Source organism: Candidatus Neomicrothrix sp. (assembly GCF_035329545.1).
Taxonomy (GTDB): Bacteria; Actinomycetota; Acidimicrobiia; order Acidimicrobiales; family Microtrichaceae; genus Microthrix; species Microthrix subdominans.
In genome coordinates, this window is record NZ_DAOLGP010000028.1 from 24,709 (window position 1) to 32,307 (window position 7,599).

8 protein-coding genes and 1 pseudogene are annotated in these 7,599 nt (G+C 69.8%); 7 read left to right on the top strand and 2 right to left on the bottom strand.

The window, feature by feature from the left end; all coding sequences use genetic code 11:
- Positions 1 to 190: pseudogene (locus PKD89_RS14240) on the top strand (aminotransferase); the annotation flags it as partial.
- Positions 191 to 250: 60 nt separating this feature from the next.
- Here the strand turns inward: PKD89_RS14240 and PKD89_RS14245 are convergent.
- Both PKD89_RS14245 and PKD89_RS14250 read right to left on the bottom strand, forming a co-directional pair.
- The gene (locus tag PKD89_RS14245; RefSeq protein ID WP_289012522.1) at positions 251 to 652 is read right to left on the bottom strand and encodes a hypothetical protein; all 402 of its coding nucleotides are present in this window, start codon (positions 650 to 652) and stop codon (positions 251 to 253) included.
- Positions 653 to 671: 19 nt separating this feature from the next.
- Positions 672 to 1,343, bottom strand: a complete 672-nt coding sequence (locus PKD89_RS14250; protein ID WP_289012521.1) for a hypothetical protein — start codon at positions 1,341 to 1,343, stop codon at positions 672 to 674.
- Between the two features lie 356 nt (positions 1,344 to 1,699).
- Between PKD89_RS14250 and infC the strand changes: the two genes are divergently transcribed.
- The 6 genes from infC to pheT form a co-directional block, all read left to right on the top strand.
- Positions 1,700 to 2,377: a translation initiation factor IF-3 gene (gene infC, locus PKD89_RS14255; RefSeq protein ID WP_289012526.1), complete on the top strand. Its 678-nt coding sequence runs from the start codon at positions 1,700 to 1,702 to the stop codon at positions 2,375 to 2,377.
- A gap of 106 nt (positions 2,378 to 2,483) precedes the next feature.
- Positions 2,484 to 2,681: a 50S ribosomal protein L35 gene (gene rpmI, locus PKD89_RS14260; protein ID WP_289012520.1), complete on the top strand. Its 198-nt coding sequence runs from the start codon at positions 2,484 to 2,486 to the stop codon at positions 2,679 to 2,681.
- Between the two features lie 66 nt (positions 2,682 to 2,747).
- The gene (gene rplT / locus PKD89_RS14265; protein WP_289012519.1) at positions 2,748 to 3,143 is read left to right on the top strand and encodes a 50S ribosomal protein L20; all 396 of its coding nucleotides are present in this window, start codon (positions 2,748 to 2,750) and stop codon (positions 3,141 to 3,143) included.
- Positions 3,144 to 3,178: 35 nt separating this feature from the next.
- Positions 3,179 to 3,985, top strand: a complete 807-nt coding sequence (locus PKD89_RS14270) for a TrmH family RNA methyltransferase (protein WP_289012518.1) — start codon at positions 3,179 to 3,181, stop codon at positions 3,983 to 3,985.
- A gap of 64 nt (positions 3,986 to 4,049) precedes the next feature.
- A complete protein-coding gene (gene pheS / locus PKD89_RS14275; protein ID WP_324332509.1) occupies positions 4,050 to 5,078 on the top strand; it encodes a phenylalanine--tRNA ligase subunit alpha in 1,029 nt (342 codons plus the stop codon).
- Between the two features lie 169 nt (positions 5,079 to 5,247).
- Positions 5,248 to 7,599: phenylalanine--tRNA ligase subunit beta (pheT, locus tag PKD89_RS14280; RefSeq protein ID WP_324332510.1), on the top strand; the 2,352-nt coding region annotated here is incomplete at its 3' end.

Sequence of the window (7,599 nt, forward strand, 5' to 3'; positions counted from 1 at the left end):
ATGGAACCTGCCCGACAGCCAGGCCAACTTCGTCTGGTTCGGCGTGGGGGAGCGCGCCGTCGAGGTGGGCGACCGGCTGGAGGCCGCGGGCATCATCGCCCGGGTGTTCCCCGACGTCGGCGTGCGACTGACGGTGGGCACGGCAGCCGACACCGACCGCATCCTGGCCGCACTGGCGCCGCCTGAATAGCGCATCCGGTTGGACCCTTCGACCCCGAGTGGAGCCGACCGGGAGTGGATTGCGCGTGAGCTACCAGGGCTCCTCCTCGATCGCAGCGCGTAGCGACGCAGTGGCGGCGTGCGCGTCGGCCTCGGTCTGAGGGTGCTTCTGGTACCCAGCAACGATGGCGTCGTCGATCGACCGGCGGGTCTCGCACTCCAGAACCCTTTCTACGCCGGCCCGGACCGCTTCAGCGCGAAGCGGCGCGATCAGGTCGGCCTCGAACGTGCCACCGTGGCGGCGGGCGACGACGAAGGTGACCGGGGTGCCGGGGTCGACCTCACGGCTGCCGTCGACGAGCGAGGTGCCCTGGAACGGCCACCTGCGCTCGGCCGAATCGACGATCGTGCCCAGGCAGGCGTGAGAGTCGAAGGTGTCGACCGTGCCGTGCTGGGGCCCGGTCGGCGGAAACGGCGTCGGTGCGTCGCTCATCTGAATGGTTTGGCGAGGCTCAGGCGTCGCCGGTGCCGGAAGCATCGGGAGCCTCGCCGCCACCGGCAGCGTCGCCCGCAGCGGTGCCGGACGTTGCGGCGGCGTGCTGGTCCTTGACCTGCACGAAGGCCATCTGAATCTGCGTCTGCGCCTGGTTGAGCACTGCGCCGGCCTCGCCGAGCCGGTCGCCGACCCGTTCGAGCACGGCCCGCAGGGCGTCGATGGCGAGAGCAGCGTCCTCGAAGGCCGGTGGCTGGCGGCTGAGGTGGATCGCGCCGAGTTCGTAGAAGCCCATCAGGTGGTTGGCGATCACCTCGGCTGCGGGTGTTTCGGCCAGGCGGGCGCGGGTGGCGGCCATCTCGACGACGGCGGCCTCGGCCTGAGCCCGCTCCTCGGGGCTGAGCGAATCGAGGTCGATGCCCAGCTGTTCGGCTTGCGCCTTCAGTTCGGTGGCGCTCAGGGCCATGTCGTCCCCTCCGCCGGCGGCTGCGCCCGGCCCGCCGGCGGGCGGTGGGGACGAGGCGGTGGGTTCGGCGGCGGGAGCGGGGCTCTCGCGCTCGACGTTACGTTCGCCGTCCGGCGTCCAGAGGCTGGGCATGGTGATGACTCCCGAGGGGATGGCCGATGAGACGATGGTGGCGCCGCAGCGTCGGCCATCGCGAGGAAACCCGAGGGTACGCCGCGAGGCCACCCTGCGTCAGGCTGGGGCGTCGGTCACCCCGGGGGTGGTTGGCGTCACTGGGCGGCTGGTAGGGTAACGCCCTCACTACAACGAAGCGGGGCTTGCCCCCACCTGGGAAGCGAGTGAGCTGCCCGGGTCGAACCAACGGATCTCGGCCTTGTCGAGCCCGACGGCGCGGTTTCTTTGCAGGCGCCCAGGCTCCGAGGACATCCAAAGAACCTACTGCGCCGCCCTCCGCAACAGCGGGGTGCGTGGGCCGGCCACCTCGGTGGCCGCATCCAGAGAAATGCAGAACTGCAGACGTTTCGAAAGGACGTGCACTTGAGGAGTGATCGGTCATAGCACCGCCAGCAGACGAACCACGGATCAACGACCGGATCAGGGCCCGCGAGGTGCGGGTCATCGATCTCGATGGCGAACAACTCGGAATCCGTCCCTTGCCCGAAGCCTTGAACCTCGCCCGTGATCGGGACCTGGATCTGGTGGAAGTAGCCGACAAGGCCAAACCACCGGTGGTCCGCATCATGGACTATCGAAAGTTCAAGTACGAGGAGCAACAGCGGGCCAAGGAGTCACGCAAGAAGTCGACCAACATCGTGGTCAAGGAGATGAAGTACCGCCCGAAGATCGGGATCGGCGACTTCGACACCAAGACCCGCAAGGTCACCGAGTTCCTCGAAGAGGGGCACAAGGTGAAGATCACGATCATGTTCCGTGGTCGAGAGATGCAACACCCCGAGCTGGGGATGAAGATCCTGAACCGCATCGCCGACCAGTTGAAGAACCTGGCACGGGTGGAGAACCCACCTCGTCAGGACGGTCGGAACATGACGATGGTGCTGGGCCCCGACAAGAAGGCGCAGGCGGCCTATGCCGCCGAGCTGAAGAAGGCCGAGCACGACGCAGCCGCCCAAGCCAGGGCAGAGGCCGAGGTGGCCGCACCGATCGCACCGCCCGAGGCCGCCCCCGAGGCCGAGGCCCCGGAGTCGACCGAATCGGACGAGGCCCCCGTCGAGGTCGAGACCGCAGCCACCGAGTCCTGAGGATCGCCGGCCACCGCCGACCATTTCTCAGGAACATCCCCCGAGTAAGTGCCGCCCGTCTACCGATGAGCGGCGAACCGGCCAAGCGCCGGAAGGAGCAATCGTCATGCCGAAGATGAAGACGCACCGCGGCGCCAAGGCCCGGTTCAAGGTCACAGGGTCAGGCAAGCTCATGCGCCGGCACCAGGGCAAGAACCACCTGTTGCAGAAGAAGAGCTCAGGCCGCAAGCGCCGCCTGGCCAACGAGGCCGAGGTCACCGGTGGCGATCGTGACAGGGCGTTGCGCCTGCTGGGCAAGCGCTGATCGCTGAGTAGTCCGGGGCCTCGCCCCGCTGTTTCCCCCCCCTAGTTCGAGAGAAGGAGCACCGCCGTGGCACGTGTCAAGAGATCCGTCCATGCCCGCAAGAAGCGCCGTACCGTCATGGAGCGGGCCAAGGGCCACTACGGAAACCGTAGTAGGACCTTCAAGGCGGCCAACGAGTCGGTCATGCACGCCGGGCAGTACGCCTACCGTGACCGCCGGGCCCGCAAGGCCGAGTTTCGCAAGCTGTGGATCCAGCGGATCAACGCCGGGTGTCGCGCCGAGGGCATGAGCTATTCGCGCTTCATCGCCGGGCTGAAGGCCGCCGAGGTCGAGGTGGACCGCAAGGTCCTCGCCGACCTGGCCGTCCACGAGCCGGCAGCGTTCGCCGCCCTCGTCGGTGTGGCCAAGGCCGCCAACGATCAGGCGGACAGCGCAGACGGCGCCGACCAGGCCGCCTCCTGAGGTCGTCCCCGGTCGACCCCCAGCGGGCCGCCGAAGTGCGGACCATCGGGGCCAAACACTCACTGATCATCGAGCTGCGACGCCTTTTGGGGCGTCGCAGCTCGCGTCGTGACAGCGGCGTCGTCGTCGTCGAAGGCCCCAAGGTGCTCCTCGAGCTGCTCGAGGCCGGATCTCCGGTGCAGCGGATGCTCTACGACATCGGTTCGGCGAGCAACGAGGCAGTCGCCAACCTGATCGCCGTCGCCGACCGGGCAGGAGTGCCCCTCGAAGCGGTGCGCTCCGGTGTGCTCGACAAGGTGCTCGACTCCACGACCCCTCAGGGCGTGGTGGCGCTGGTGCCCCGACCCGAGCACGATCCGGCGGAGCTGGCGACGTCGAGCAACGGCGGGGCGCCTCTGCTGATCGCCGCCGGCGTCCAGGACCCCGGCAACGTCGGCGCCCTGGTTCGGGTGGCCGCTGCGGCGGGAAGCCCGGGCATGGTGTGCGACCGCAACTCGGCCGACCCATGGGGCCCCAAAGCGCTTCGGGCCTCGACCGGCTGGGCGCTGCGTTACCCGGTGGCCGAGACCGACGAATTGTTCGCCGAGCTGCGCCGGCTGCGCGACGCCGGCGTGGCGATCGTGGCCGCCGCTCCCGGTGGTCCCGCCCCCGACGAGATCGACTGGTCTGCCCCGACGGCCCTGGTGATGGGTTCGGAGGGCCAAGGTGTCGACGCCGCCCTGCTCGCCGAGTTTCCCGACCGCGTGTCGATCCCGATGGCCTCGGGGGTGGAGTCGCTCAACGTGGCGTCCGCCGCAGCCGTCATCGCATTCGAGGCGGCACGCCAGGCCCGGATCGCCTGAACCGCACGGCAGGCGCCCGTCGAACGAATTCGGCCCGGGCCCGCACAACCGCGAAGATGAGGACATGACCGTCGAGGCCACCCAGATCGCCGCCACACGAATTGCGCAAGCGGGTGTCGAGGCCGTCGACGCCGTGGCGACGCTCGCCGAGCTGACGGCGTTGGAAACAACGCTGCTGGGCAAGAAGTCGGAGCTGTCGATGGCCCGCCGGTCGCTCGGCTCGCTCGAACCCGACCAGCGTCGCGAGGCCGGTGCTGCGTTCAACGCCACACGCGAGGCGCTGGGGGCGGCGATCGAGGCCCGCCGGTCCGAGCTCGCCGCCGCCGAGCATCGGGCGAGCATGGAGGCCGAAGCGCTCGACCTCACCCGCTTCATCGGGCCGGTCAACCGGGGCCACGTGCATCCGGTCACCGCCACCCGCGAGCGGCTTGAGGACATCTTCATCGGGCTGGGCTTCGAGGTGGCCGAGGGCCCCGACCTGGAGACCGACTGGTTCAACTTCGGCGCCCTCAACATCCCGCCCCATCATCCGGCCCGGGGCATGCACGACACGTTCCATCTCGATCTGGGCGGGCCGGGCGACTACGTGCTGCGCACCCACACGTCGCCGGTCCAGATCCGTCACATGCGGGCGGTCACCGCCGAGCGCGGCGGGCCACCGATCTACGCCATCATGCCGGGCCGGGTGTACCGCAACGAGCGCACCGACGCCACGCACCTGGCCGCCCTGCACCAGCTGGAGGGGCTGGTGATCGACCGCGACATCACGCTGGGGCATCTGGCCGGGACGATCGATACGTTTATCAAGACCTACTTCGGCACCGAGTTCGAGACCCGGTTCCGGCCGAGCTACTTCCCCTTTACCGAGCCGTCGGCCGAGGTGGACATGCGAACCGCCGGCGGAGACTGGCTGGAGATCGGCGGCTGCGGCATGGTGCACCCGACCGTCCTGCGCAACGGGGGGATCGACCCCGAGATGTGGTCCGGCTTCGCCTTCGGCTTTGGGATCGACCGGCTGGCGAAAATGCGCCACGACGTGCCCGACATCCGCGAGTTCGTCGCCAACGACGTGCGCTTCCTGTCCCAGTTCTGATCTTGGCGAGCGCCGTTGTGACCCATGCCGAGAGTCTCACTCGACCCCACCCTGGAGTCGGGCGCTGCGTTGCGGGTCGTCCCGTCACGTTGATCGATCCAACCACCCGCAATGCTGCGGTGAACCTGTGGGGTTCCCGCGTGCATGATGTCGACACTGGAGTGAACTAGTGCGAGTCGTTCTGTCCTGGATGTCCGAGTTTGCCGACCTGCCCGACGACCCGGCGCTGATCGCCGAGGCGTGCGGCAGCCTGGGCCTGTCGGTCGAGTCGATCGAGACGGTCGGCTCCGACCTGGAGGGCGTCGTCGTCGCCAAGGTGCTCGACGTCCGGGCCCACCCCGACGCCGACCGCATCCGCCTGGTCGACGTCGACGCCGGCGACGGGGAGGCGCTGCAGATCGCCTGTGGCGCCTCCAACCTGGAGCCGGGCATCCTGGTGCCGCTGGCGACGATCGGCACGGTGATGCCAGATGGCATGGAGATCGCCCGCCGCAAGATGCGCGGCGAATGGTCAAACGGCATGCTCAGCTCGGCGAAGGAGCTGGGCCTGGGCGACGACCACGAGGGCATCCTGCACCTGAGCGCCGACCTGCCCCTCGGCGCCCCGGTGGGCGAGGCGCTCGGCCTGAGCGCCGAGGTGGTCATCGAGCTGGAGGTGGAGGCCAACCGTCCCGACGCGCTGTCGATGGCCGGGGTGGCCCGCGACCTGGCCGCCTTCTTCGGGGTGCCCTTCGCCCTGCCCGACCCGCAGGTGGCCACGTCGGGCACCGACGCGGCCGAGCTGGCGTCGGTGCGCATCGATGACGTCGACCTGTGCGGGCGCTTCGTCGCCCGGGTGCTGTCGGGCATCGATCCGGCGGCAGAGTCGCCCCGGTGGATGGCCCAGCGCCTGATCGCCGCCGGCATGCGACCGATTTCGGCGGTAGTCGACGTGTCCAACTACGTCATGTTGGAGCTGGGCCAGCCCAGCCACACCTACGACCTGGCCAAGGTGCCGGACGGCGAGCTGGTGGTGCGCGACGGGCGCGACGGCGAAACGATCGAGACCCTGGACGGGGTCACCCGCACGCTGACCGCCGGCGACGGCGTGATCGCTGACGGCACCGGCACGGCGGTGGGCATCGCCGGGGTGATGGGTGGAGCATCGACCGAGATCAGCCCCTCGACCACCGACGTCCTCCTGGAGCTGGCCTGGTGGCGGCCCGAGCGCATCCAGGTGAGCAGCGATCGGCTCAACGTGTATTCCGAAGCCGGCACCCGCTACCGACGGGGCGCGGACGTGGGAATGGCGCCGCTCGCCGCGCGCCGCGCTGCGCAGTTGCTGGTCGACCATGCCGGCGCCCAGCTGCACCCCGGCGTGATCGACGAAACGGGCAATGCCCCCGAGCCCACGGTGATCACCTTGCGGACCGCCCAGGTGAACCGCATCACCGGGGGGTCGCTCGACGCCGGACGCATTGCCGGGCACCTGCGTTCGATCGGCTTCGAGGTCGCCACAAACGAGGTCGGGTCGCTGGCGGTCACCGTGCCGTCGTGGCGCCCCGACGCCACCGGCGAGATCGACCTGATCGAGGAGGTGGCCCGCCTCGAGGGCTACAACACCTTCCCCCGGGCGACGGTCACCTCGGCGTTCGTCGGGGCGCTCAGCCCCTCCCAGGCCGACACCCGGCTGCTGCGCCGCACGCTGGTGGGTCGGGGCCTCACCGAGGTGGCGCCGCTGCCGTTCCTGTCCGCCGCCGACCTCGACCGCTTCGGGCTGGCCGAGCTGGGCGCGCCCAGCGTGGTCAATCCGCTGGTGGCCGAGCAGTCGGTGCTGCGGCCCTCGCTGCTGCCCGGACTGGTCGACACCCTGGGAGCCAACGCCAGAGCCCGCTCCACCGGGCTGTGCATCTACGAGATCGGCACCGTGTTCCCCGGACGCTCGGTGGTTGACGACCCGATGGCCACCGACACGGTGCTCGTCGGTGAGCGCACCGACCTGGGCGCCGCCCTCGGCGGGGCCGCCGCTCCCGAGGCGGTCGAGTTGTTGGGCGTGTTGTTGGACTCGCTGGGCTTCGGCGCCCCCGAACTCGATCAGCACAGCGACGCGTTGTCCGGAGGGTTGCACCCCACCCGTTCGGCGACCGTCGCCGTCGACGGGGTGGTCGTCGGAGAGGTGGGCGAGGTTGATCCGGCGGTGCTCGCCGCTGCGGAGGTAAACGAACGGGTGGCCTGGTTGCGCCTCGACCTGCGTGCCCTGCTCGCCCTACCGCACCCACCGGCGCTGGCCCGGCCGGTCAGCCACTACCCCGTGGCAGTCATGGACCTGGCCTTCGTGCTCGACGAGGCCATCCCGGCCGGTCGCCTCCGCTCGGCGCTGACCGAGGCCGGGGACGACCTCCTCGAACGCTTGGAGCTGTTCGACGAGTTCCGAGGCGATGCCATCGGCGAGGGCAACAAGTCGCTGGCCTGGTCGGTGGTGCTGCGCGCTCCCGATCACACGCTGAGCGACGACGAGGTCACCGCTGCCCGGGCCGCCCTG

What these genes read in the sequence shown, in the direction of transcription:
- PKD89_RS14245 (WP_289012522.1), bottom strand. Translation starts at nt 652, where the DNA reads ATGAGCGACGCACCGACGCCGTTTCCGCCGACCGGGCCCCAGCACGGC.
- rpmI (WP_289012520.1), top strand. Translation starts at nt 2,484, where the DNA reads ATGCCGAAGATGAAGACGCACCGCGGCGCCAAGGCCCGGTTCAAGGTC.
- pheS (WP_324332509.1), top strand. Translation starts at nt 4,050, where the DNA reads ATGACCGTCGAGGCCACCCAGATCGCCGCCACACGAATTGCGCAAGCG.